The following is a 22,566-nucleotide window of genomic DNA, read 5'->3' as shown; positions in this document are numbered from 1 at the left end:
AGGGCCCGTCAGAGCCGGCGCAGCTGGTGCCGCTTGCGCCAGGCCACCACCACGCCCGCCAGCGCGGGCAGGGCGATGCACGCCAGGGCGATCAGGAAGGCGGGGGACGTCGGCGTCGAGGCACGGGCGCCGGCGACCACGTAGGCGGCGGTGTTCGGGATCGAGCCGAGAGCCGTGGCCAGCAGGAACGGCAGCAGGCCCATGCGGGAGAAGGAGGCGCAGTAGTTCGCGGCCCAGAACGGCACGCCGGGGAACAGCCGGACCGCCAGCATCGAGCGGAAGCCGTGCCGGCTGAGCTGCCCGTCCGCCGCCTTCAGCCAGCGCCCCCGCAGCAGCGGCCGCAGCGCGTCCTGGCCCAGCGCCCGGCCCAGGCAGAAGGCGATCCCGGCGCCCAGCACCGTGCCCGCCAGGGCCACACCGAGGCCTGCCTGCGAACCGAACAGGGCACCCCCCGCCAGGTTCAGCAGCGGCCTCGGCACGAACGCCACGGTGCACACCCCGTACGCCACCGCGAACACCAGCGCCGCGGCGGCTCCGCTCAGCTGGGGCGGCCAGCCCTGCGTCAGCAGCCGCTGCGGCTCGAACAGCAGCATCGTGCAGGCGGCCCCGGCGAGCAGGGCGACGAGCAGGGACAGCCGCGACCAGGGGGAGAGGACAAGTCTGGTGCAGCGGGCGGCGAAACCGGTGGAGACGGCGGGCGAGGCGGTCGTTGCCGGGGAGGCGGCGACGGCGAGCTCCGCGGTGGTGGCCCGGGGAGAGGCCGTGGCGGTGCCCCCAGAGCGGGTGGTGGCATCGAGCATCCGGTGACACTAACCGACAAATGTGTGTGATCGCCGTATGGTTCGTCTCACGAGCGTCACGGGAACCGGCCGCACCCCCGGTACGCAGGGCGGACGAAAACCATTCGACGCGCGGTGAGACGTCGGCGACGATCGACGTCATGTTCCGGCACGCCTTCGCCCTCGCAGCATCCGCGGTCGCGGATGCCCCGAAGGCTGCCGTCGTCGTTGTCACGGCCGTCGCGGACGGCGCCCGAAGCTGACCCTCTCCGGTTCGTCCGGCGGACCCCGCAAGGGGAGGGTCGGGCGGCACCCCGGGGTCCCGGTTCCATCCTCACCACCAGACGCTTCGAGGTACAGCCATGCCCAAGACGGCCTACGTCCGCACGAAACCGCATCTCAACATCGGCACCATGGGTCATGTCGACCACGGCAAGACCACCCTGACCGCCGCCATCACCAAGGTCCTCGCCGACCGCGGCACCGGCGCCTTCGTGCCGTTCGACCGGATCGACCGGGCGCCCGAGGAGGCGGCGCGCGGCATCACCATCAACATCGCGCACGTCGAGTACGAGACCGACACCCGGCACTACGCCCACGTCGACATGCCGGGCCACGCCGACTACGTCAAGAACATGGTCACCGGCGCCGCGCAGCTGGACGGGGCGATCCTCGTCGTCTCCGCGCTCGACGGGATCATGCCGCAGACCGCCGAGCACGTCCTGCTGGCCCGACAGGTGGGCGTCGACCACATCGTGGTCGCGCTCAACAAGGCCGACGCGGGGGACGAGGAGCTCACCGACCTGGTCGAGCTGGAGGTCCGCGACCTGCTCACGGCGCACGGCTACGGCGGCGACTCCGTGCCCGTCGTGCGCGTCTCCGGGCTGAAGGCGCTGCAGGGGGACCCACGGTGGACGGCGTCGATCGAGGCGCTGCTCGACGCGGTGGACACGTACGTGCCGATGCCGGAGCGGTATCTGGACGCTCCGTTCCTGCTGCCGGTGGAGAACGTGCTGACCATCACCGGGCGGGGGACCGTGGTCACCGGTGCGGTGGAGCGGGGTGTGGTGCGGGTCGGGGACAGGGTCGAGGTGCTCGGGGCTGCCGTCGAGACGGTGGTCACGGGGCTGGAGACCTTCGGCAAGCCGATGGAGGAGGCACAGGCCGGGGACAACGTGGCGCTGCTGCTGCGGGGGGTGCCCCGGGACGCCGTCCGGCGCGGGCATGTGGTGGCCGCGCCGGGGAGCGTGGTGCCGAGCCGTCGGTTCAGCGCGCGGGTCTACCTCCTGTCGGCCCGGGAGGGCGGCCGGACGACACCGGTCTCCTCTGGATACCGGCCGCAGTTCTACCTCCGTACCGCGGACGTGGTGGGGGTCGTCGACCTCGGGGAGGCCGCCGTCGCGCGCCCCGGTGACACCGTCGCCATGACCGTGGAGCTGGGCAGGGACGTGCCGTTGGAAGCGGGGCTCGGGTTCGCCATCCGTGAGGGCGGGCGGACGGTGGGGGCCGGGACCGTGACCGCGGTGGGTTGAGGCGGCGGGGGGCTGCCGGCCGTCCTGGGCCGGTCGCGCAGCTCCCCGCGCCCCTCGACGGCGTCGTCCCCGCGCACAATGGAGGCGTGAAGGAAGCCATTCCCGTCGCCCGCGCCGTCGATCACGGGTTCGCCAAGCTCATGCCCGACATCGACCGGGAGCGGGCGTGGCTGCTGACCGTCGACGGGGCGCCGCAGTCGTACGTCGACCTGGACGACCCGACGCACCTGGAGTTCGAGTACGCGCGGCGGCTCGGGCACGTGCTGGACGTCGTGGCCGAGCCGGGGCGGGCGCTGGACGTGGTGCACCTCGGGGGCGGGGCGCTCACGCTGCCCCGGTACGTGGCCGTGACGCGGCCCGGTTCCCGGCAGGACGTCGTGGAGGCCGACCGGGGGCTGCTGGAGCTGGTGGCCGAACACCTGCCGCTGCCCGCGACGGCCCGGGTCGCGCTGCACGCGGCGGACGCGCGGGCCTGGCTGGGCAACGCCCGCGGGAACTCGGCCGACGTGATCGTCGCCGATGTGTTCGGCGGTTCGCGGGTGCCGGCGCACCTGACGTCCGTCACCTATGTGCGCGAGGCCGCGCGGGTGCTGCGGGAGAGCGGGGTCTACCTCGCCAACCTCCCGGATGCGGCTCCGTTCGGTTTCCTGCGGTCCCAACTCGCCACCCTGGCGACCGTGTTCGAGGAGCTCGTGCTGATCGCCGAGCCGGGGGTGCTGCGGGGGCGCAGGTTCGGCAACGCCGTGCTCGTGGCCGGGCAGCGGGCGGTCGACGTCGCCGCCCTGACCCGGCTCACGGCCGCCGACGCCTTTCCGGCCCGGGTCGAGTACGGCGCCGGGCTGCGGACGTTCGTCGGTGGGGCGCGGGCCGTGCGGGACGAGGACGCGGTGCCCTCACCCGAGCCCCCCGACGGGGCGTTCGGCATCGGCTGAGGGGCGCTCGGCGACGCCCTTCGTCACCGGGGTGGTCCTGCGGCGCAGGTTGCGCACGTCCGGGACGCACAGCACGGCCGCCGTGACCAGGACGACCAGTCCGGCACAGCCCCACAGCGCCGCCGTCCGGCCGAAGGCGTCCTCCGCCGGGCCGGCCGCCGCCGTGGCGAGGGGCACGAACGCCACCGAGCCGAACCAGTCGTAGGCCGAGACGCGGGAGAGCTTGGCCTCGGGGATCTCCTGGTGCAGCGCCGTCATCCAGGAGACGCCGAACACCTCGACCGTCGCCCCCGCCACGAACATCACCGCGAACAGGACGCCGATCGGCACCGGGACGGCGAGGGCGGCCGAGGGCAGGGCCAGCGGGAAGACGCAGAGGGTGCCGGCGAGCAGCAGCCGACGGGGCTTCCAGCGGGTCATCAGCAGGGCGCCGGCGACGGTGCCCGCGCCGAACGCGCCGAGGGCGAGACCCCAGGGGCCCGCGCCGCCGAGGTGGTCACGGGCGACGAGCGGGCCGTAGACGGCGTCGGCGGCCGCCACGACCGCGTTGGCGATGGAGAACTGCACGACGATGCCCCACAGCCAGGGGCGGCCGGCGAACTCCTGCCAGCCCTCGCGCAGATCGGCGAGCAGGCCGCCGCCCGGTGCCCGGGGCGGTATGTGGCCGACGTCGAGGAAGGCGCGCAGCGCCCCGGCGACGGCGAAGGCCGCCGCGTCCGCGGCCAGTACCCAGCCGGGGCCCATCGCGGCGACCATGGCGCCGCCCAGCGCGGCCCCGCCCAGGCCCGCGCCCGACATCGCCATCCGGAACACCGCGAAGGCGCGGCCCGCCTGCTCGCCCTGGACCGAGGACATCAGCATGCCCTCGGCGGCCGGTCCGAAGAAGGCCTGGCCGGTGCCCCCGAGGGCGGCCAGCAGCATCATCTGCCACAGCACGGGATCGCCGGTCAGCACCAGAGCGGCGAACACGGCCTGGGAGAGGCAGTTCAGGGCGTTGGCCGCCACCATCACGTGGTGCCGGGGCAGCCGGTCGGCGACGGCGCCGCCGATCAGCAGGAACAGCACCAGCGGCAGCGTCCGTGCCGCCGCCACCAGTCCGACGTCGCCGCCGTCGCCACCCGCCTCCAGCACGGCGAACGCCGCCGCGACGAGGGCGCCGTTGCTGCCCAGGTTGGTGACGACCGCGGCGGCGGTCAGCAGGGAGTAGTTGCGGCCCGCCCAGGCGGGTCTGCGGGAGGTCGTGATCGGCACCCCGTGACTATCGCCTCGGCGGGGCCGACTTGCCAAACCCCGCGTGGGCGGTCCGCGCCGGTCACGACTCGGTGGGCGGCTCCTCGGTGAGGCGCACGGTGCTGAGGATCTTCCGGACGGTCGCCTCGGGCAGCTCGTCCTTGACGCCCTTGGCGCCGTAGAGGTTCCAGGTGACGAAGTCGCCCGCGCCGTTCTTGAAGGCGAAGGTGATCGCCTTGCCCTCGCTGTCGCACTTGCCCTTCTGGGGCGTGTTCTCCGAGTGCGCCGTGGCGACACTGCCCTTGACGCCCGACTTGGTGGTGTAGGGCTTGGGCTTGGTGAACTTGACGCTCTTCTTGTCGGGCTGGGTGTAGCCGCCGAAGATCCACCACGGCACGCGCGTCTCGGCCGCCATGTCCGAGTTCTTCGCGCCGTTCTCGCCGCGGGTACCGGCGGTGGCGAGTGCGGTGTCCTCCTCGCGGCCGTCCTTGTTGTCGTCGCTCGTGCACCACTTGGACTTCAGATAGGCCGGGGCCGTGACGGTGGTGCGGTCCAGCTCACCGTCCTTCTTCTCCCACTCGAAGCCCACGCTGGTGTCCTGGGTGTCGATCTCCCAGTCCGCCGGCACGTCGAACTTGGTGCCGAAACGGGTGTTGACGACGACCTTCCAGCCCGGAACGGTCGCCTTCTCGCCCGGTCCGCCGCGCGGGTTGTCGCCGGAGGCCGAGGCGCTCGGCTCCGACTCGGACTCCTTCGTGGCGGTCGGGGCCGGCTTCTTGTCGTTGCTCCCGTCCGCCGTGTCGTCCGAGTCGCCGCCCAGCACGAGGAAGCCGGTGACTCCGGCCGCCACGACCACCGCCGTGGCCGCGATGATCGCGACCAGCTTCGTCCGGTTGCCGCCACCGCCGCCCTGCGGGGGCTGCGGCGTGCCGGCCGTCGCGGGAGTGCCCCACTGCGGCTGCTGCCCATAGGGGCCGGGCTGCTGGTAGCCCGGCTGCTGGTACGGATTCGGCTGCTGGTACCCCGGCTGCTGGTAGGGGTTGTTCGTCTGCGGGTTCTGCTCGCCCCCGGGCGGCTGCTGTCCTGGCCACATGGGCAGCAACCCTAGCCGCGCCCAGGACACGATTCGGTCACCGCCCGTGGACGGAGGCGTAGCAACCCGCGGACGGGACGGCGCGGACGAGCGTGTGGGTGGCGGTGCGGCGGTGGTCACACCGGCCTGGTCAGCGCATCTACTCGTGAGTAACATGCGGTCATGAGCGCAGACCAGATGTCCATCGGCGAGATGCTCGCCGCCACGGTGCCCATGGCCCGGACCCTGAACCTCGAGTTCCTGGAGACCACGCCGGAGCGTGCGGTGGTGTCCCTGCCGGACCAGAGCGAGTACCACAACCACGTGGGCGGGCCGCACGCCGGTGCGATGTTCACGCTCGGCGAGTCCGCGAGCGGCGCGATCGTGCTCGCCGCGTTCGGGGACCAGCTCTCGCGCGCCGTGCCGCTGGCCGTCAGCGCCGAGATCGCCTACAGGAAGCTGGCGATGGGGGCCGTGACCGCCACGGCCACCCTGGGCCGGCCGGCCGCCGAGGTCGTCGCGGAACTGGACGCCGGCGAGCGGCCCGAGTTCCCGGTGGCGGTCGCCATCCAGCGCGCCGACGGCGCGGTGACAGGCGAGATGACGGTGGTGTGGACCCTGCGCCCCAACGGCTGACCGGGCCGTCCCGGACAGGAGAGCCCCGGCCTGGTGCCGGGGCTCACGCATGTCAGGCCGGGCGTCCCGGTGCGCGGTGGGTCGCGCCACCCCGCCCTGTAAGGGGGGAGATTTCGTGGACCAACCGCCTTTCCGCGTACACAACTTGAGGTTCTGGGCAGTGGGATTTTCGAAAGCCGGTGCGAATACCGTCGGTAACATATCTGAATATCCCTCGTTTTGAACGTGGGGCATGCGAACTCCTTGTTGCCTGTCAGTCGTATGTGCGAAGGTGAGCCGCCTCACAGCCGGGTCCGCAGCTGACGCGGCACAGGTATGCACCAATCACCCGCCTGCTTTCGTACGGACGCGCAAGTCGCCTGCCGTCCTGCGGCTGGAAGGAAATGGTTCCGTGCACTCCCCGAACCCCCCACGACCGCCGTATCCGCCGCGCCCCGGAGCGCGGCCCGCGGAGTCCGACCGCAATCTGCTCGCCCAGGTCGGCGAGGCCCGCGAAAGCCCCCGCGCCGTCGCGCTGTTGCTCGCCCGGCACTGGCGGCCCGTCCACGCGTACGCCGTGATCTGTCTGGCCTCGTCGGGGGATTCGGCGTCCATGGCGGCGGCCGCCGCGTTCCGCCGTGAACTCGCGAGGCCCGGCGGCGGCGCCCTGCGCCCGCGCCTGCTCGCGGCCGTGCGGGACACGGTCGGCGAGTGGGCCTGCGACGAGGAGATTTCCGGAATCCTGCCGGAGCTGCGCAAAACCGTCGGCGCCCGCGGTCTGCGTGCCGCACGTTCCGCGACACCGGAAAGGCGGCGCCTCGCCGAGCGCGCATTCCGCGCCCTTCCGGCAGCCTCCCAGTGCCTCCTGTGGCACACGGAGGTCGAGGCCGAACCCCTTTGCGCACCGGCCGTTCTGCTGGGGGTCGATCCGGGAACGGCAAAGGCCGCCCTGCAGCAGGCGCGCGAACAATTCAGGACCGGGTGCGTACGCGCCCACCGGGAACTCGCACCGACGCCGGAATGCCGCTACTACAACCGTCTGCTCGACGTTCCGATGCGCCGGGGCGGGGCCCTGCTGCCGGATGTGCAACGGCATCTGATGGCGTGCCGCTACTGCCGTCACGCCGCCGAACAACTCAGCCATTTCGAGGGCGGTCTGGAGGACCTGCTCGTCGAGACGGTGCTCGGCTGGGGCGCGCGCCGTTACCTCGAATCCCGGCCGGGCCGTGCCCCGGAGCACAACGGTCCGCCTGCCGGCGGCCGCCACCGGCTCCGTCCCCGCGTGCCGCGAACCCCCGGCCGCTCGACTCCGCCGAGGCGGCACCCGAAGGCGCTGGCCGCCGCGGTCGGGGTGACCGCGCTCGTGCTGCTCGCGACCCTGCTCGCCACCCGCGGCTGGACGGAGGAGGGCGGCGCGGCCGACCCGCGGGCCACCTGGGGCGTGGCCGGTGGCCACTTGTCCGGCCCGGAGGCGGCGGGAACCTCGCCCGGGGCACCGGACCCGGCCGGGCCCGACGCCCGGGGCTCGTCGCCGGTGGGCTCCCCGTCCGCCGCCTCCGCCGGGCACGTGGCCGAAGTGGCCCGGGGGCGGCTGCGCAACCAGGACGAGGAGCTGTGTCTGGATGTCCGGGACGGCCGCATCCGCACCGGCGCCCGGATCGTGCTGACCGCCTGCTCCGCCGGGTCCCCGCAGTGGTCCTACCAGGACGACGGCCTGCTGCGCAGTGCCACGGACCCCACGCTCTGCCTCCGGTCGGACACCGGCACGGGCGCGGTGGCCCTGGCGGGGTGCCTCGTGCCCGCCGGGGTCGTGCGCTACGACCTGACCGTGCGCGGTGAACTCCTGCCCCGGGGCGGCACGGGGCGGGCCGTCGCGCCCGGAAAGGGCCGGGACGTGATCGTCACCGGCCGCGACGGATCCCGGGTGCAGCGCTGGACGCTGGAACGGGCGGCCACCCCCGGGCCGCCCGCGGACCGGCGGGCCGGGGACGCCCCGGCGCAGAGCCCCCGGCGGCAGGAGCGGCACCCCTACGACAGCACCGGGCCGGGCCGACGGTCCGAGCCGGCGCGCCCCGGCGCCCCCGAGACGCCGCAGGAGCCGGGGGAGCGGTACGAGACGCGGGTCGCACAGGTGGACTGCTGTGCGCAGGCCGAGCCCGGTACACCCGTCGGCGAGGCCGCACCACCGCCCGGCACGGACGTCCTCGCCCCGGTGACCGCCACGGTGGCCGACGCCGTGACGTCACTCGAATCGGCGGTACTGCCGTAGCGGTGTGCGGGACTTCCTCTCCGCCGTGGCGAGGGGTTCGCGCGCTTCGGCGGTGGGGTCGTGGCGGCATACGGTGACGTCCACCCGCGGGACGTCGGGTCACCCGCCCGCCCGTGGTGTCCGGCGGGGCGGCGCGCCCCGCCTGGCCCATAGTGCGGTGCATGACCGACACCGCCCCCCGTCACCCCCGGCGCTCCGCCCTGTGCCTGCTCGGCGGCGCGATCGCCCTCACCGCGGCGGCACCATTGCGCGCCCACGCGCGGGAGGGACACGCCGTCCCCGCGCGGGAAGGCCGAGCCCCGGGACGCAGCGCCCGGGTCGAAGGGCTGCTCGCCCGCCTCACCCTGGACGAGAAGATCTCCCTGCTGCACGGCACCACCGACCCGCGACCGCTCGGCCAGGCCGGCTACGTGCCCGGGGTCGAGCGGCTCGGCATCCCGCCCCTGCGGCTCGCCGACGGCCCGGCCGGTGTCCGGGTCACCCGGCACGCCACGGCCCTGCCCGCCCCCGTGATGCTGGCCTCCGCCTTCGACCCGGACCTGGCCCGCCGCTACGGCCGGGTCATCGGACGGGAGGGCCGCGCCCTCGGCCAGGACGTGCTGCTGTCCCCGATGGTCAACCTCATCCGCACCCCCTACGCCGGCCGCAACTTCGAGACCTTCAGCGAGGATCCGCTGCTCACCGCCCACCTGGTCGCCGCCGAGATCGAGGGCATCCAGAGTGAGGGGCTCATCGCGACGGTCAAGCACTTCGCGCTGAACAACCAGGAGCGCGACCGCATGTCGGTCGACGTGCGCGTGGACGAGCGCACCCTGCACGAGACGGAGCTGCGCGGCTTCGAAGCGGCCGTCGCCGCCGGGGCCGGGGCGGTGATGGGCGCCTACAACAAGGTCAACGGCACCTTCGCCTGCGAGAACGAGGCCCTGCTCACCGGCGTGCTGCGCGAGCGCTGGGGGTTCACCGGGTTCGTGATGACGGACTGGTCCGCCGCGCACAGCACCCGCGAGGCCCTCCTGGCGGGGTGCGACCTGGAGATGCCCGACGGCACCCACTTCGGCGCGCCCCTCGCCTCGGCCGTGCGGGACGGGGGCGTGTCGGAGGCCCACGTGGACCGGGCCGTCCGGCGCGTCCTGGCCGTCATGGACCGCTTCGGGCTGCTCGACGGCACCGTGCCGCGCCGCCCCGGCCGGGACGCCGCCGCCGGGGCGGCCGTCGCCCGTGAGGTCGCCGAGGCGGGCGCCACCCTGCTGCGCAACACGGACGGCACCCTGCCCCTGACCGCCGGCGGCAGCGTCGCCGTGATCGGGCCGACCGGCGCCCGCCCCCTGGTCAGCGGCGGCGGCAGTGCCCATGTCGTGCCCGACCACGCCGACAGCCCTCTGGACGCCATCCGGCCGCGCGCCGCACGGGTGATCCACGCGCTCGGCGAGGACGTCTTCGGCAAACCCCTCCCGGCGGACGCGCTCGATCCCGCCCTCGCCACCGAGGCGCAGCACGTCGAGCCCGGCCGGACGTGGCGGTACGACGGCACGCTCACCGTCGACGCGACGGAGACCTGGACCCTCGTGCTGCACTACTCCGGCACGCCACCGCTCCGCCCGCGAATCCTCCTCGACAGCGAGGAACTGTTCCCCCTGAAGCCCGGCTGGGACGAGTACTTCACCGGCGGCCTGCTCACCCACGCGGACGACGGCCTTTCCGTGCGCCGCCGCACCCTGACGCTCACCCGGGGCAGCCACCGGCTGTCCGTCACGGCGCGGGGCGGAGACACCGGCGGGCTGTTCCGGCTGCGCCGCATCACGGAAGGGACCCGAGCCCAGGACGTGGCAGAAGCCGTGCGGGCCGCCCGCGCCGCCCGGGACGTCGTCCTCTTCGCCTACGAGGACGCCATCGAGGGGCAGGACCGTACGACCGTCGCCCTCCCCGGCAACCAGGAGCGGCTGATCGAGGCCGTGGCCGCGGCCAACCCGCGCACCACCGTCGTCCTCAACACCTCGTCCGCCACGTCCATGCCGTGGCTGGAACGCACCGGTGCCGTGCTCCAGATGTACTACCCGGGGCAGGAGGGGGCCGCCGCCACCGCCGCCGTCCTGTACGGCGACCGCGACCCCGGCGGACGCCTCACCCAGACCTTCCCGGCCGACGACGACCACCACCCCGTCGCCGGCGACCCGCGCCGCTACCCCGGCGTCGACGGCACCGAGCACTACACCGAGGGCGTCCACATCGGCCACCGCTGGTACGACGCCGAGGACGTACGGCCGCTGTTCCCGTTCGGCCACGGCCTGTCGTACACCTCCTTCGCCTACCGGGACCCGGACGCGCGCTGGACGGGTGACGGCCTGGACGTCGCCTTCACCGTCCGCAACACCGGTCCGCGCGAGGGCGTGGACGTGCCGCAGGTCTACGCCGGCCCCTCCCCGGACCTCCCGCTCGTCCAGCCGGTGCGCGTGCTGGCCGGATACCGGCGGCTCGCGCTGCGGGCGGGGGAGGAACGGCGCGTCAGCGTACGGGTCGAGCGGCGCACCCTGTCCTCCTGGGACCCGAAGCAACACGACTGGGTGCTCGGCACCGGGCCGCGCACCCTGTGGATCGGGGCGTCGTCCTTGGATCTGCGGCTGCGCACGCGCGCCCGCGTGGGCGGCTGAGAACGAACGGAACCGCCCCGGCGGACGCACGGCCGGGAGGCGACCGGCATCGAACCGGACCACACTGGTACTCCTCCAGGAGCCGTCGCAGACCCAGGGAGTCACCCATGCCCGAGGCCCCGCGCCCGGAGAGCACGACCGCACCGACCGACGAGGAACTGCGCACCCTGGACGCCCACTGGCGGGCCGCCAACTACCTGGCGGCCGGTCAGATCTACCTGCTCGCCAACCCGCTGCTGACCGAGCCGCTGCGGCCCGAGCACATCAAGCCCCGGCTGCTGGGGCACTGGGGCACCTCACCCGGGCTGAACCTCGTCTACACCCACCTCAACCGGGTGATCGCCCGGCGCGGTCTGGACGCCCTGTGCGTCTGGGGCCCGGGCCACGGCGGGCCGTCGGTTCTGGCCAACTCCTGGCTGGAGGGCAGCTACAGCGAGAAGTACCCGGACGTGTCGCGGGACGCGCGGGGCATGGAGCTGCTGATGCGGCAGTTCTCGTTCCCGGGCGGCGTGCCCAGCCACGTCGCCCCGGAGGTGCCCGGCTCGATCCACGAGGGCGGCGAACTCGGCTACTCCCTCGCCCACGCCTACGGCGCCGCCCTGGACAACCCGGACCTGCTGGTCGCCTGTGTGATCGGCGACGGCGAGGCGGAGACCGGCCCGCTGGCCGGGTCCTGGCACGCCAACAAGTTCCTCGACCCGGTGCACGACGGAGCCGTGCTCCCGATCCTCCACCTGAACGGCTACAAGATCGCCAACCCGACGGTGCTGTCCCGGCTGCCCGAGGCGGAACTCGACGCGCTGCTGCGCGGGTACGGCCACGAGCCGATCCACGTCTGCGGCGACGACCCCGCTCAGGTGCACCGGCTCATGGCCCGGGCGATGGACACCGCGCTCGACCGCATCGGCGAGGCCCAGCGCGCCGCCCGCGAGTTCGGCGCGACCGAGCGCCCGCACTGGCCCGTGATCGTCCTGCGCACCCCGAAGGGCTGGACGGGCCCCGCCGAGGTCGACGGCCAACCGGTGGAGAACACCTGGCGGGCCCACCAGGTGCCGCTGGCCGGAGTCCGCGACAACCCGGACCACCTGCGGCAGCTGGAGGCGTGGCTGCGCTCCTACCGCCCCGAGGAACTGTTCGACGCCGAGGGCCGCCCCGTGGCGGACGTCCTGGCGCCCATCCCCGAGGGCAGCCGCAGGCTCGGCGCCACCCCGCACGCCAACGGCGGACTGCTCGTCCGTGACCTGCCGGTCCCGCCCCTCGACGACTTCGCCGTCCCCGTCGACAAGCCGGGCACGACGATGCACGAGCCCACCCGGGTCCTCGGCGACCTCCTCGCCCGGGTCATGCGGGACACCGCCGACCGCCGGAACTTCCGCCTGGTCGGTCCGGACGAGACCGCCTCCAACCGGCTCCAGGCCGTCATCGACGCCAGCGGCAAGGCCTGGCAGGCCGACACCCTCGACGTCGACGAGCACCTGGACCCGCACGGCCGTGTCATGGAGGTCCTCTCCGAACACCTCTGCCAGGGCTGGCTGGAGGGCTACCTCCTCACCGGCCGGCACGGGCTGTTCTCCTGCTACGAGGCGTTCGTGCACATCGTCGACTCCATGGTCAACCAGCACATCAAGTGGCTGCGCACCTCCCGCCGGCTGCCCTGGCGCGCCCCCATCCCCTCCCTCAACTACCTGCTGACCTCGCACGTGTGGCGGCAGGACCACAACGGCTTCTCCCACCAGGACCCCGGCTTCGTCGACCACGTCCTCAACAAGAGCCCCGAGGTCGTGCGGGTCTACCTGCCGCCGGACGCCAACACCCTGCTGTCCGTCGCCGACCACGCCCTGCGCAGCCGCGACTACGTCAACGTGATCGTGGCCGGCAAGCAGCCCTGCTTCGACTGGCTGACCATGGACGAGGCCCGGGTGCACTGCGCCCGCGGCGCCGGCGTCTGGGAGTGGGCGGGCAGCGAGGACGGCGGTGAGCCCGACGTCGTCCTGGCCTGCGCCGGCGACGTCCCCACGCAGGAGACCCTGGCCGCCGCGCACCTGCTCCGCAGGTACCTGCCCGAGCTGTCCGTCCGGGTGGTGAACGTCGTCGACCTGGCCCGGCTGCTGCCCGAGGAGGAGCACCCGCACGGGATGAGCGACTTCGAGTACGACGGCCTGTTCACCGTGGACAAGCCGGTGATCTTCGCCTACCACGGCTACCCCTGGCTGATCCACCGCCTGGCCTACCGCCGCACGGGCCACCGGCATCTGCACGTGCGTGGCTACAAGGAGGCCGGCACGACGACCACGCCCTTCGACATGGTCGTGCGCAACGACCTCGACCGCTACCGCCTGGTCATGGACGTCGTCGACCGCGTCCCGGGCCTCGCGGTGCGGGCCACGGCCGTGCGCCAGCGGATGGCCGACGCCCGCACCCGCCACCACGCCTGGATCCGCGAGCACGGCACCGACCTGCCGGAGGTCGCCGAGTGGAGCTGGAACGCGTGAGTCGCGAGGGACGTCCCATCAGCCGGTAGGCTTCCCGGGGCTCGCAGGGAAGCACAGGGAGAGGAACCGGCGTTGCACGTCCAGGAGTGGCTCGAAACCGTACCCGCGGTCGCCGTCTACGCGCTGGTGGGCGTGGTCATCGGCCTGGAGAGCCTGGGCATCCCGCTGCCGGGCGAGATCATCCTGGTCTCGTCCGCGCTGCTCGCCTCCCAGCACGGGGACATCGACCCCGTCGTCCTCGGCGCCAGCGCCACGGCCGGCGCGATCATCGGCGACTCGATCGGCTACGCCATCGGCCGCAAGGGCGGGCGGCCCCTGCTGGCCTGGCTGGGCAGGAAGTTCCCCAAGCACTTCAGCGAGGGCCACATCGCCACCGCCGAGCGCTCCTTCGAGAAGTGGGGCATGTGGGCCGTCTTCTTCGGCCGCTTCGTCGCCCTGCTGCGCATCTTCGCTGGCCCCCTCGCGGGCGTGCTGCGCATGCCGTACTGGAAGTTCGCCATCGCCAACGTCCTCGGCGGCATCCTCTGGGCCGGCGGCACCACGGCGGTCATCTACTACGTCGGCGTCGTCGCGGAGTCCTGGCTGAAGCGCTTCTCGTGGCTGGGCCTGGTGGCGGCGGTCCTGGTGGGCCTGACGTCCATGCTGGTGCTCAAGCGCAAGGCGAAGAAGGCGAACCAGACCCTGGAAGCGACCGGGGCGCGAACCTCCTAGCGGCGCGGTCAGCCCCCCAAGGGGCCGGGCCGCGGTCCCGGCTGGGCGTGCACGTCCCGGTGTGCCTTCGCCAGCTCGGCGTACATCGTGCCGTTGAGGGTGACGCCCTGCCGCTCCTCCTCCGACAGCTCCCGCCGGACCTTCGCGGGCACCCCGGCGACCAGCGACCCGGGCGGCACGACCATCCCCTGCGGCACCAGCGCCTGCGCGGCGACCAGGGACCCGGCGCCGATCACCGCGCCGTTGAGCACGGTCGCCCCCATGCCGATGAGGCAGTCGTCCTCGACCGTCGCCCCGTGCACCACCGCGTTGTGCCCGATGGAGACCCGCTCGCCCACCGTGACGGGAAACCCCGGGTCGGCGTGGAGCGTGCAGTTGTCCTGCACGTTGCTGCTCGCCCCCACGGAGATCGACTCGACGTCCCCGCGCAGCACGGCCCCGTACCAGACGCTCGCGCCGACGCCCAGCGTCACGCCCCCGATCACCGACGCCGTCGGCGCCAGGAACGCCGTGTCGTCGATCTCCGGCTCCCTGCCGCCGATCCCGGTGATCATCGCCCGCTGTGCCATGCCCGCCTCCAGAGATGTCGTGGACACCCCGCACCGTACGCCACCGGGTAGGGCGAAGATCACAGGCCCTCGGCCCGCTGCGGGCTCGCTCCGCTGAGTACGGTGAGCTCGTGCCGAAGCGCAAGAACACGTTCTCATCCTGGCGGCGGGGCCTCACACAGCGCGCCGTCCACGCGGGCTGGGCCTGGCTGCAGCGCACGGCCTCCGTGACCGCCGAGCACCCGGGGCGCTACCGCTTCGGCGCGATGGGAACAGGTACCAGGCTCGCCTTCCCGCTCGGCACGGTCTTCGGCGAGCCCTGGATCCAGCTCGGCTCCCACTGCATCATCGGTGAACAGGTCACCCTGACCGCCGGTCTGATGCCCGACCTCGACCTCGGCCCGGACCCCATCCTGCGCATCGGCGACGGGGTCGTCCTGGGCCGCGGCAGCCATGTCATCGCGGACACCACGGTCACCATCGGCAGCGACTGCTACTTCGGCCCGTACGTGTACGTCACGTCCACGAACCACTCCTACGACGACCCGCACCAGCCGATCGGCAGGCAGTGGCCGCGGATGGAACCGGTGGAGATCGGCACCGGCTGCTGGATCGGCACCGGAGCGGTGATCCTGCCCGGGGCCCGGATCGGGCGGAACGTGGTGGTGGCCGCGGGCGCGGTGGTGCGGGGTGCGGTGCCGGACCACGCGGTGGTGGCGGGCGCTCCGGCCCGCGTCGTACGGCGCTGGACCCCGGCCGACGGCTGGCAGCCGCCGCTGCGCACCCCGGCGCCGGTGCCGATACCGGAGGGCGTCACCCCCGAGCAACTGCGGGCGCTGTCGGAGCTGGACGACGAGACGGCGGCACGCCTGGCCGAGCTGGACGAGGAGGCGGCGGCCGGTCTGGCCGAGCTGGAACCCGGTTCCTGAACCGGCGGGTTCAGCCCGACGCCAGCAGGACCGTCCCGACCAGGGCCAGTCCCGCGCCCGCTGCCTGGATCGCCCGCAGCCGTTCGCGCAGGAACCCGCGCGCGGCCACCGCCGTCACCACCGGGTAGAGCGAGGCGAGGACGGCCGCCACGGTGACCGGGCCCTGCTGCGCGGCGATCGAGTACGTGCCGTTGGCGGCCACGTCCGCGAGACCGACGAAGGCGAGGGCCGGCAGGGCGCGCCACGGGAAGCCCCCCTCCGCCGGGAGGGCGGGAGTGCCGCGGCGCACGGAGACGTACAGCGCCAGCCCGCCGGCGGCGACGTTCGTCACCCGCTGCACGAACAGGGCGAGGAACAGCCCCGTGAGCGTCGTCGACGCCTCCGCGATCAGGGCCATCACCGCGCCGAAGCCGAACGCCGCGAGCAGGGTCAGCGCGATGGCCTGCCGTTGCACCGGGGCGCCCCGGAACTGGGGACCGCCCGCGAGACACACCCCGGCGACGGCGACCAGGATGCCGACGAGCTGCAGCAGTCCGGGACGTTCGCCCAGCAGCAGACCCACCCCTACCGGCACGGCCACGCCGATCGACCCGAGCGGTGAGACCACGCCCATGGGGCCCAGCGCGAGCGCCTTGTAGAACGCCAGCATCGCCACCGGCCCGACGAGACCGGCCGCGACGGCGAACCACAGCTGCGGGCCCGCCTCGCTCCAGCCGCCGGTCGCCACGACGAGCGCGCCCAGGACGGCCACCGCGATCGACTGGGAGACGACGACCACGGTGAGCGCGGGGACGCGCCGGGTCAGCAGTCCGCCGCCGAAGTCGGCCAGGCCCCACAGCACGCTGGTGGCCAGGGCGAAGAGCGCTGTCATGGGACTCGGGCCTCGCAGTACAGTGCAGTGAACGATCAGGTCAACCACACCATAGTGCATTCTGTTGCACTGTGTCATGCAGAATATTGGACGGAATGTGTCGGACCTCGACCTGCTGACCCAGTCCCTGGCGCGCAGCGTCAAGCACTGGCGCGCGGTGCGCGGCTTCACCCTGGACGTGCTCGCCGCCCGGGCAGGCGTCAGCCGCGGCATGCTCATCCAGATCGAGCAGGCCCGCACCAACCCCAGCCTCGGCACCGTCGTCAAGATCGGCGACGCCCTCGGCGTCAGCGTCACCACCCTGCTGGAACACGAGCAGGGCCCGAACGTCCGCATCGTCCCCGCCGACCAGGCCGTGCGGTTGTGGCACACCGACGCGGGCAGCTACAACCGGCTGCTCGCGGGCACCGAGGCACCCGGCCCGCTGGAGATGTGGGACTGGCGGCTCATGCCCGGCGAGTCCAGCCCCTCCGACCCGCACCCGGCCGGCACGACCGAACTGCTCCACGTCACGGCGGGCGAGCTGACGCTCACCGTCGACGGCGTCGAGCACCGCGTCCCCGCGGGCGCGACCGTTCACTTCGAGGCCAACGTCCCGCACACGTACGGCAACACCGGCGAGGTGCCGATGGAGATGGTCATGGCCGTTTCGGTGCCGCCCGTGCCCTGAGACACCCGGCCCGAAGGCGGCCGGGAGTTGTTAGCGTGCGGCCATGCGCGCACCCATCGGACACTTCGACGACGCCCGGCCCGCCCCCGGCTGCCTCGACGAACTCACCGGCCCCGTCGCCGACGCCGTACGTCACTGGCGGGGCGGCGTCCCGGCCGAGCGGATCCTCTACGTGGACACCGAGCCCGAATGGGCCGACACGGCCACCTTCGTGGAGCACTATGGCCAGGAACTGCTGGAGCAGTCGGCGAACTGCGTGGTGGTCACAGGCAAGCGCGGCGGCGAGGCCACGCTCGCCGCGTGTGTCGTGCTGTCCACCACCCGGGTCGACGTGAACAACGTCGTGCGCCGGCGGCTCGGCGCCCGCAAGGTTTCCTTCGCCCCGATGGACACGGCGACGGGCGAGACCGGCATGGAGTACGGCGGCATCACCCCGCTCGGTCTGCCGCAGGACTGGCCCGTGCTGGTGGACGCCGCCGTGGTCGACCTGCCGTATGTGCTGGTCGGCAGCGGCCGGCGGCGGGGCAAGCTCCTGGTGCCGGGCAAGGCGTTCGCGGAACTGCCGGGCGCCGTGGTCGTGGAGGGGCTCGGGGTGTCCTGACCTACGCCGCCGTGTGGTGCGCCAGCGGCAGATGGGGGTCGCTCTCGCCGGGGGCCGGTTCCGGGTCCGCGTGCACCAGGGCCGCGGTGAGGCGGGGCACCGCGTGCAGCAGCGCGTGCTCGGCGTCGACGGTGACTTGGTGAGCCTCGCGCACCGTCACGTCCCCGTCCACCACGACCGCCACCTCCGCGCGCAGCCGGTGGCCGATCCAGCGCAGCCGCAGCTCACCCACCCCGAGCACGCCGGGGACCTCGGCCAGTGCCCGCTCGGCCCGGTCGACCAGGGCCGGGTCGACGGCGTCCAGCACCCGCCGGAACACCTCCCGGGCCGCGTCCCGCAGGACCAGGGCGATCGCCGCCGTGATGGCCAGACCGACGACCGGATCGGCCAGGTGCAGGCCCAGGGCCGAGCCGCCGGCGCCCAGCAGCACGGCCAGGGACGTGAACCCGTCCGTGCGGGCGTGCAGTCCGTCGGCGACCAGCGCCGCCGAACCGATCGCGCGGCCCACGCGGATGCGGTACCGGGCCACCCACTCGTTGCCCGCGAAGCCCGCCAGCGCGGCCACCGCGACCGCCGGGACGTGCTCCACCGGGCGCGGGTCGAGGAGACGCTCGACCGCCGTCCAGCCGGCGAAGACCGCCGACGCGGCGATCGTCAGCACGATCACCAGGCCCGCGAGGTCCTCGGCCCGGCCGTAGCCGTAGGTGAAACGGCGTGTGGCCGCCCGCCGCCCCAGCACGAAGGCGATGCCGAGCGGCACGGCGGTCAGCGCGTCCGCGGTGTTGTGCACCGTGTCCCCGAGCAGCGCCACCGAACCGGAGGCGGCCACCACGAACGCCTGGGCCAGCGCCGTCGCGCCGAGCACCGCGAGCGAGACCCACAGCGCCCGCATCCCGCGCGCCGAGGACTCCAGGACGGGGTCGACCTTGTCGGCCGTCTCGTGGGAGTGCGGGGTGAGCAGGTGCGCCAGACGGTGGCGCAGGCCGTGCCGACGGTCTTGCGCACGACCGTGGCCGTGGTCGTGGTCGTGGCCGTGGGGGTGGGAGTGCTCGTGCCGGTCGCTCACGGGGGTCCCTTCCGGTGCGGGCGGGTGGACGCGCGTGCGTCCCTGGCGCCATTATGTGCGTATGAGCGCACGCATGCACCTGTCACCTGCGCACGATGCGCATCCGCGCAGTCCCGGCGAGGAGCAGTTCGCGCTCGCCGCCGAACTCCTCGCGCTGCTCGGGGACCGGACCCGGCTCGCCCTGCTGCACGCTCTGACCGGGGGAGAGGCCGACGTCACGACCCTCACCCAGGCCTGCGGGGCGGCTCGCCCCGCCGTCAGCCAGCACCTGGCCCGACTGCGCCTCGCCGGCGTGGTGGACACCCGGAAGGAAGGCCGACGGGTCGTCTACTCACTCCGCGACGCCCCTCTGCGCCGGCTCGTGGACGAGGCGCTGAACGTGGCCGACCACCGGATCGGCGACCACCCCCCGCACGACTGAGTCAGTACCGCGCGGCCGTCCCCAGGTACTGCTCGGCGAAGGCGGCCGCCGCCGCGGGCGAGGTGAACAGGCGGCGCAAGCGGGCCAGCGTGGTGCCCGCGCGGAACGGATCGCCCGCCGCCGTGCCGTGGTACACCTCGGAAAGCCACTGCGAGAACTCCTGGTAGTCCCACACGCGCCGCAGACACGCCTGGGCATAGCCGGCCAGACCGCCGTCCTCGCCGCGGGCCAGCCGGTCCACGAGGGCGTCACCCAGCAGGAAGGCGTCGTGCAGGGCGAGGTTCATGCCCTTGGCGGCGATGGGGGCGACCAGGTGGGCCGCGTCACCGGCGAGGAAGAGCCGGCCGTGCACCATCGGCTCGACCACGTAGTCGTGCATGTCCAGCACCCGCTTCTCGATCAGCCGCCCCTCCGTCAGCGGCGGCGCACCGGACGCCCCGAGCCGCTCCCGCAGCTCCGCCCAGACCCGCTCGTGCGGCCAGTTCTCCGGGTCGTCGCCCGGCGGGCACTGCAGGTAGTAGCGGGTCACCTCCGGACTGCGCGGCATCTGGCCCGCGAACCCCCGGGCGTGACAGCCGAACAGCACGCAGTCCGCGGACGGCGGAGCCTCGGCGAGCAGCGCCAGCCAGCCGATGCCGTAGTCGTGCCGGGCGATGCGCACCCGCTCCGGCGGCAGCGACGCCCTGCTCACTCCGCGCGCCCCGTCGCACCCGGCGACGAACTCGGTCCGCACGACCTGCCGTTCACCCGTGTCGGGGCAGACGTAGGACACCGAGGGCCGGTCGGAGTCGAGGTCGTGGAGCCGTACGTCCCGGACGCCGAAGCGGATCCGGCCGCCGCGTACGTCGGCGTACTCGCGGACCAGGTCCGTCACCAGCAAGGGCTGCGGGTAGACGAAGTGATGGCTGCCCGTCAGCTCGCCGTAGGAGAAGCGGTAGCGCTCCCCGTCGAAGCGGAACTCGCAGGCGGTGTGCAGCTCCGCCCGGTCCAGCAGGTTGCGGGCGAGGCCGCGCTTCTCCAGGCCCCGTACGGCCCATTCCTCGATGACCCCGGCCCGGGGCCGCTGCTCGATGAACTCCCGGGTCTCGGTCTCCAGCACCAGGCAGTCCACCCCGGCGGCGCGCAGGATGTTGCCGACGGTCAGACCGGCGGGTCCGGCGCCCAGGACGACGACCGGGAAGCGTTGCGGGGCGCCGGAGTTGACGGGCGCCGGGGGGTAGGCCATGCCGCTCATTATGGAGCCGGTGTCAGCGCGCGGGCACCCGCGCGACGGCCGGACGGGGGGACCGCTTCCCCTCCCGGCGACGGGGGGCCGCGACGGTCACCGGCCCGGGTTGCGGTGATCGCCCGGGTGGGGTCATCTCCCGAGTCGTGGGATCTCGATCGCCGGGCAGCGGTCCATCACCATCTCCAGGCCCGCGGCGCGGGTCCGCTCGTACGCCGCCTCGTCGACGACGCCCAGCTGGAACCAGACACCCTTCGCGCCCTTGGCGACCGCTTCGTCCGCGACGGCTCCGGCCAGCTCGCTGTTGACGAAGACGTCCACGACGTCCACGTCGAAGGGGATGTCCGCCAGGCTCGCGTACCCCTGCTCGCCGTGCACCGTCTCGGCCTTCGGGTGCACCGGCACGACACGCTTGCCGAAGCGCCGGAGCACGGCCGCGACGCCGTACGCCGCGCGCTGCCGGTTCGACGACAGGCCCACCACGGCCCAGGTGTCGCCGAGCTCGTTGAGGATTTTGCGGACCGTTGCCTCGTCGCCGTACACCGGCGGCCTCCTCGGAACGTCGTGGCTGAACTGCTGTCCGGGCAACGCAACGGGGCGCGCGGTGATTCCCCGGAAGCCGCCGTGATAGCTTGCCGAGGCCAGTCGAACCCATGTACGTGGGTCAGGGAATCCGGTGGAAATCCGGAACTGACGCGCAGCGGTGAGGGGGACGGGCGGGGCCTCGGCCACTGGACTCCTGCACGGACGTCCGGGAAGGCGCTCCGATCCGGGTGAACCCGAGTCCGAAGACCTGCTGGCGGCCCCCGCGGCCGGTGCGCGGCGGGGGAGCACCGTACGACCGGGCTCCGCGATCGGGCCCTCGACGACTGAGGACTGGTTCCCGTGCCCCTCGCCCCACCCGCCCGTGCCGCCGTGCTGCTCGCGGCCGGCTCCCTGCTCCTGACCGGCTGTGGCGACGCGAAGCCCGCCACCGGGAAGGCCGCCGCCACCCTCGTCAACTGCGGCCACGCGGTCCGCGTCGAGGCCCCGCCCCGGCACGCCGTCTCCCTCAACCAGGGCACCACCGAGATCCTGCTCTCCCTCGGCCTCGCCGACCGCCTCGCGGGCACCGCCACCTGGACCGACCCCGTGATGAAGGGGCTGGAGAAGGCCGAGGCGACGGTGCCGCGCATCGCCGACGGCACCCCCTCCTTCGAACGCGTCCTGGACGCGGACCCGGACTTCGTCACCGCCTCCTTCGTCTCCACCCTCGGCCAGGGCGGAGTCGCCACCCGCGAGCAGTTCGAGAAGCTCGGCGTGCCCACCTACGTCTCCCCGTCCGACTGCGCCGGGAAGGACAACTCCGGCGGCGGCGACGGCGCTCGCACCAAGGCGCTCGGCATGGACACCGTCTACCGCGAAGTGCGGGACCTCGCGACCGTCTTCGGGGTGAAAGAGCGCGGCGACGCCCTCGTGGCCTCCCTCCGGCAGCGCATGTCCAAGGCCACCGCGGGCGTCGACGCCTCCGACGTCACCCTCCTGTACTGGTTCGCCAACTCCGAGTCGCCCTACATGGCGGGCTGCTGCGGTGCGCCCGGCATCATCACCCGCTCCCTCGGCGCGAAGAACGTCTTCGACGACACGCACGAGGAGTGGCCGCAGATCAACTGGGAGACGGTCGCCGACCGCGACCCGGACGTCCTCGTCATCGGCGATCTGACCCGCAAGTCGCAGACCGCCGAATCGGCCGCGAAGAAGATCGCCTTCCTGGAGTCCAACCCTGCCACGAAGAACATGGACGCCGTCCGGCACAAGCGGTACGTGCTGCTCAGCGGGCAGGCCATGAACCCGACCATCCGCACGGTCGAGGGCGTGGAACGCGTGGCCGCGGGGCTGCGCCGGTTCGGGCTGGTGAAGTGACCGCCAAGGGTCTCGCGGACGCCGGGGCCCGGCCCCGCCGCCGGACCGGGCTC

General features: G+C 73.5%; 20 protein-coding genes and 1 riboswitch. Of the genes, 12 read left to right on the top strand and 8 right to left on the bottom strand.

Annotated elements, in window-relative coordinates:
• Window positions 1-8: 8 nt before the first annotated feature.
• Entirely contained in the window at window positions 9-800 is a 792-nt protein-coding gene (locus RIN80_RS02760) for a TVP38/TMEM64 family protein (RefSeq protein ID WP_309093842.1), read from the bottom strand.
• A gap of 341 nt (window positions 801-1,141) precedes the next feature.
• Here RIN80_RS02760 and tuf point away from each other — a divergent pair, with 341 nt between their 5' ends.
• Together tuf and RIN80_RS02750 are read left to right on the top strand one after the other, a co-directional pair.
• A complete protein-coding gene (tuf, locus tag RIN80_RS02755) occupies window positions 1,142-2,311 on the top strand; it encodes an elongation factor Tu (protein ID WP_309093841.1) in 1,170 nt (389 codons plus the stop codon).
• A gap of 86 nt (window positions 2,312-2,397) precedes the next feature.
• Complete coding sequence (locus RIN80_RS02750; RefSeq protein ID WP_309093840.1) at window positions 2,398-3,243, top strand: fused MFS/spermidine synthase; 846 nt, start codon at window positions 2,398-2,400, stop codon at window positions 3,241-3,243.
• Here RIN80_RS02750 and RIN80_RS02745 read toward each other — a convergent pair.
• The gene (locus RIN80_RS02745; RefSeq protein WP_375141592.1) at window positions 3,205-4,530 is read right to left on the bottom strand and encodes an MFS transporter; all 1,326 of its coding nucleotides are present in this window, start codon (window positions 4,528-4,530) and stop codon (window positions 3,205-3,207) included. The genes RIN80_RS02750 and RIN80_RS02745 overlap by 39 nt on opposite strands.
• 25 nt (window positions 4,531-4,555) lie before the next feature.
• A complete protein-coding gene (locus RIN80_RS02740; RefSeq protein WP_309093838.1) occupies window positions 4,556-5,566 on the bottom strand; it encodes a hypothetical protein in 1,011 nt (336 codons plus the stop codon).
• Window positions 5,567-5,728: 162 nt separating this feature from the next.
• On the opposite strand from RIN80_RS02740, the gene RIN80_RS02735 reads away from it, so the two are divergent.
• From RIN80_RS02735 to RIN80_RS02715, 5 genes are all read left to right on the top strand, one after another.
• Window positions 5,729-6,181, top strand: a complete 453-nt coding sequence (locus RIN80_RS02735) for a DUF4442 domain-containing protein (protein WP_309093837.1) — start codon at window positions 5,729-5,731, stop codon at window positions 6,179-6,181.
• A 391-nt stretch (window positions 6,182-6,572) separates the two neighbouring features.
• A complete protein-coding gene (locus RIN80_RS02730; protein WP_309093836.1) occupies window positions 6,573-8,429 on the top strand; it encodes a ricin-type beta-trefoil lectin domain protein in 1,857 nt (618 codons plus the stop codon).
• Window positions 8,430-8,590: 161 nt separating this feature from the next.
• Complete coding sequence (locus RIN80_RS02725) at window positions 8,591-11,077, top strand: glycoside hydrolase family 3 C-terminal domain-containing protein (protein WP_309093835.1); 2,487 nt, start codon at window positions 8,591-8,593, stop codon at window positions 11,075-11,077.
• 107 nt (window positions 11,078-11,184) lie between these two features.
• On the top strand, window positions 11,185-13,569 hold the full coding sequence (locus RIN80_RS02720; protein ID WP_309093834.1) for a phosphoketolase family protein: 2,385 nt from the start codon (window positions 11,185-11,187) through the stop codon (window positions 13,567-13,569).
• A 72-nt stretch (window positions 13,570-13,641) separates the two neighbouring features.
• Window positions 13,642-14,280: a DedA family protein gene (locus RIN80_RS02715; protein ID WP_309093833.1), complete on the top strand. Its 639-nt coding sequence runs from the start codon at window positions 13,642-13,644 to the stop codon at window positions 14,278-14,280.
• 8 nt (window positions 14,281-14,288) lie between these two features.
• Here RIN80_RS02715 and RIN80_RS02710 read toward each other — a convergent pair whose 3' ends face one another.
• Window positions 14,289-14,849: a gamma carbonic anhydrase family protein gene (locus RIN80_RS02710; protein ID WP_309093858.1), complete on the bottom strand. Its 561-nt coding sequence runs from the start codon at window positions 14,847-14,849 to the stop codon at window positions 14,289-14,291.
• A gap of 110 nt (window positions 14,850-14,959) precedes the next feature.
• Here RIN80_RS02710 and RIN80_RS02705 point away from each other — a divergent pair, with 110 nt between their 5' ends.
• On the top strand, window positions 14,960-15,757 hold the full coding sequence (locus RIN80_RS02705) for an acyltransferase (RefSeq protein ID WP_309093832.1): 798 nt from the start codon (window positions 14,960-14,962) through the stop codon (window positions 15,755-15,757).
• Between the two features lie 10 nt (window positions 15,758-15,767).
• On the opposite strand, the gene RIN80_RS02700 is transcribed toward RIN80_RS02705, so the two are convergent.
• The gene (locus tag RIN80_RS02700) at window positions 15,768-16,628 is read right to left on the bottom strand and encodes a DMT family transporter (RefSeq protein ID WP_309093831.1); all 861 of its coding nucleotides are present in this window, start codon (window positions 16,626-16,628) and stop codon (window positions 15,768-15,770) included.
• A 97-nt stretch (window positions 16,629-16,725) separates the two neighbouring features.
• On the opposite strand from RIN80_RS02700, the gene RIN80_RS02695 reads away from it, so the two are divergent.
• Window positions 16,726-17,298 (top strand): XRE family transcriptional regulator, encoded by a 573-nt coding sequence (locus RIN80_RS02695; RefSeq protein WP_309093830.1) that lies wholly within the window; start codon window positions 16,726-16,728, stop codon window positions 17,296-17,298.
• A gap of 43 nt (window positions 17,299-17,341) precedes the next feature.
• Window positions 17,342-17,899 carry a YbaK/EbsC family protein gene (locus RIN80_RS02690; RefSeq protein WP_309093829.1) on the top strand — a complete coding sequence of 186 codons (558 nt, stop codon included), beginning with the start codon at window positions 17,342-17,344 and terminating at the stop codon, window positions 17,897-17,899.
• A gap of 1 nt (window position 17,900) precedes the next feature.
• Here RIN80_RS02690 and RIN80_RS02685 read toward each other — a convergent pair whose 3' ends face one another.
• A complete protein-coding gene (locus RIN80_RS02685) occupies window positions 17,901-18,965 on the bottom strand; it encodes a cation diffusion facilitator family transporter (RefSeq protein ID WP_309093828.1) in 1,065 nt (354 codons plus the stop codon).
• A gap of 61 nt (window positions 18,966-19,026) precedes the next feature.
• Here RIN80_RS02685 and RIN80_RS02680 point away from each other — a divergent pair, with 61 nt between their 5' ends.
• Window positions 19,027-19,386: a metalloregulator ArsR/SmtB family transcription factor gene (locus RIN80_RS02680; RefSeq protein WP_309093827.1), complete on the top strand. Its 360-nt coding sequence runs from the start codon at window positions 19,027-19,029 to the stop codon at window positions 19,384-19,386.
• A gap of 1 nt (window position 19,387) precedes the next feature.
• Here RIN80_RS02680 and RIN80_RS02675 read toward each other — a convergent pair whose 3' ends face one another.
• Together RIN80_RS02675 and RIN80_RS02670 are read right to left on the bottom strand one after the other, a co-directional pair.
• Entirely contained in the window at window positions 19,388-20,611 is a 1,224-nt protein-coding gene (locus tag RIN80_RS02675; RefSeq protein WP_309093826.1) for a 4-hydroxybenzoate 3-monooxygenase, read from the bottom strand.
• Window positions 20,612-20,743: 132 nt separating this feature from the next.
• On the bottom strand, window positions 20,744-21,154 hold the full coding sequence (locus RIN80_RS02670; protein ID WP_309093825.1) for a CoA-binding protein: 411 nt from the start codon (window positions 21,152-21,154) through the stop codon (window positions 20,744-20,746).
• Window positions 21,155-21,236: 82 nt separating this feature from the next.
• Window positions 21,237-21,427, top strand: a riboswitch (cobalamin riboswitch).
• 69 nt (window positions 21,428-21,496) lie between these two features.
• Between RIN80_RS02670 and RIN80_RS02665 the strand changes: the two genes are divergently transcribed.
• Window positions 21,497-22,513 carry an ABC transporter substrate-binding protein gene (locus RIN80_RS02665; protein WP_309093824.1) on the top strand — a complete coding sequence of 339 codons (1,017 nt, stop codon included), beginning with the start codon at window positions 21,497-21,499 and terminating at the stop codon, window positions 22,511-22,513.
• Window positions 22,514-22,566 lie beyond the last annotated feature (53 nt).

The sequence above is a fragment of the Streptomyces sp. genome (assembly GCF_031181705.1).
Classification (GTDB): Bacteria; Actinomycetota; Actinomycetes; order Streptomycetales; family Streptomycetaceae; genus Streptomyces.
The sequence above is the reverse complement of the archived record's forward strand: the minus strand, read 5'-3'. Positions and strand labels throughout refer to the sequence as shown.

Coding starts and splice junctions, on each gene's coding strand:
- RIN80_RS02690 (WP_309093829.1), top strand. CDS start 17,342: ATGCGCGCACCCATCGGACACTTCGACGACGCCCGGCCCGCCCCCGGC.
- RIN80_RS02700 (WP_309093831.1), bottom strand. CDS start 16,628: ATGACAGCGCTCTTCGCCCTGGCCACCAGCGTGCTGTGGGGCCTGGCC.
- RIN80_RS02760 (WP_309093842.1), bottom strand. CDS start 800: ATGCTCGATGCCACCACCCGCTCTGGGGGCACCGCCACGGCCTCTCCC.
- RIN80_RS02710 (WP_309093858.1), bottom strand. CDS start 14,849: ATGGCACAGCGGGCGATGATCACCGGGATCGGCGGCAGGGAGCCGGAG.
- tuf (WP_309093841.1), top strand. CDS start 1,142: ATGCCCAAGACGGCCTACGTCCGCACGAAACCGCATCTCAACATCGGC.
- RIN80_RS02740 (WP_309093838.1), bottom strand. CDS start 5,566: ATGTGGCCAGGACAGCAGCCGCCCGGGGGCGAGCAGAACCCGCAGACG.
- RIN80_RS02735 (WP_309093837.1), top strand. CDS start 5,729: ATGAGCGCAGACCAGATGTCCATCGGCGAGATGCTCGCCGCCACGGTG.
- RIN80_RS02720 (WP_309093834.1), top strand. CDS start 11,185: ATGCCCGAGGCCCCGCGCCCGGAGAGCACGACCGCACCGACCGACGAG.
- RIN80_RS02725 (WP_309093835.1), top strand. CDS start 8,591: ATGACCGACACCGCCCCCCGTCACCCCCGGCGCTCCGCCCTGTGCCTG.
- RIN80_RS02675 (WP_309093826.1), bottom strand. CDS start 20,611: ATGGCCTACCCCCCGGCGCCCGTCAACTCCGGCGCCCCGCAACGCTTC.
- RIN80_RS02680 (WP_309093827.1), top strand. CDS start 19,027: ATGAGCGCACGCATGCACCTGTCACCTGCGCACGATGCGCATCCGCGC.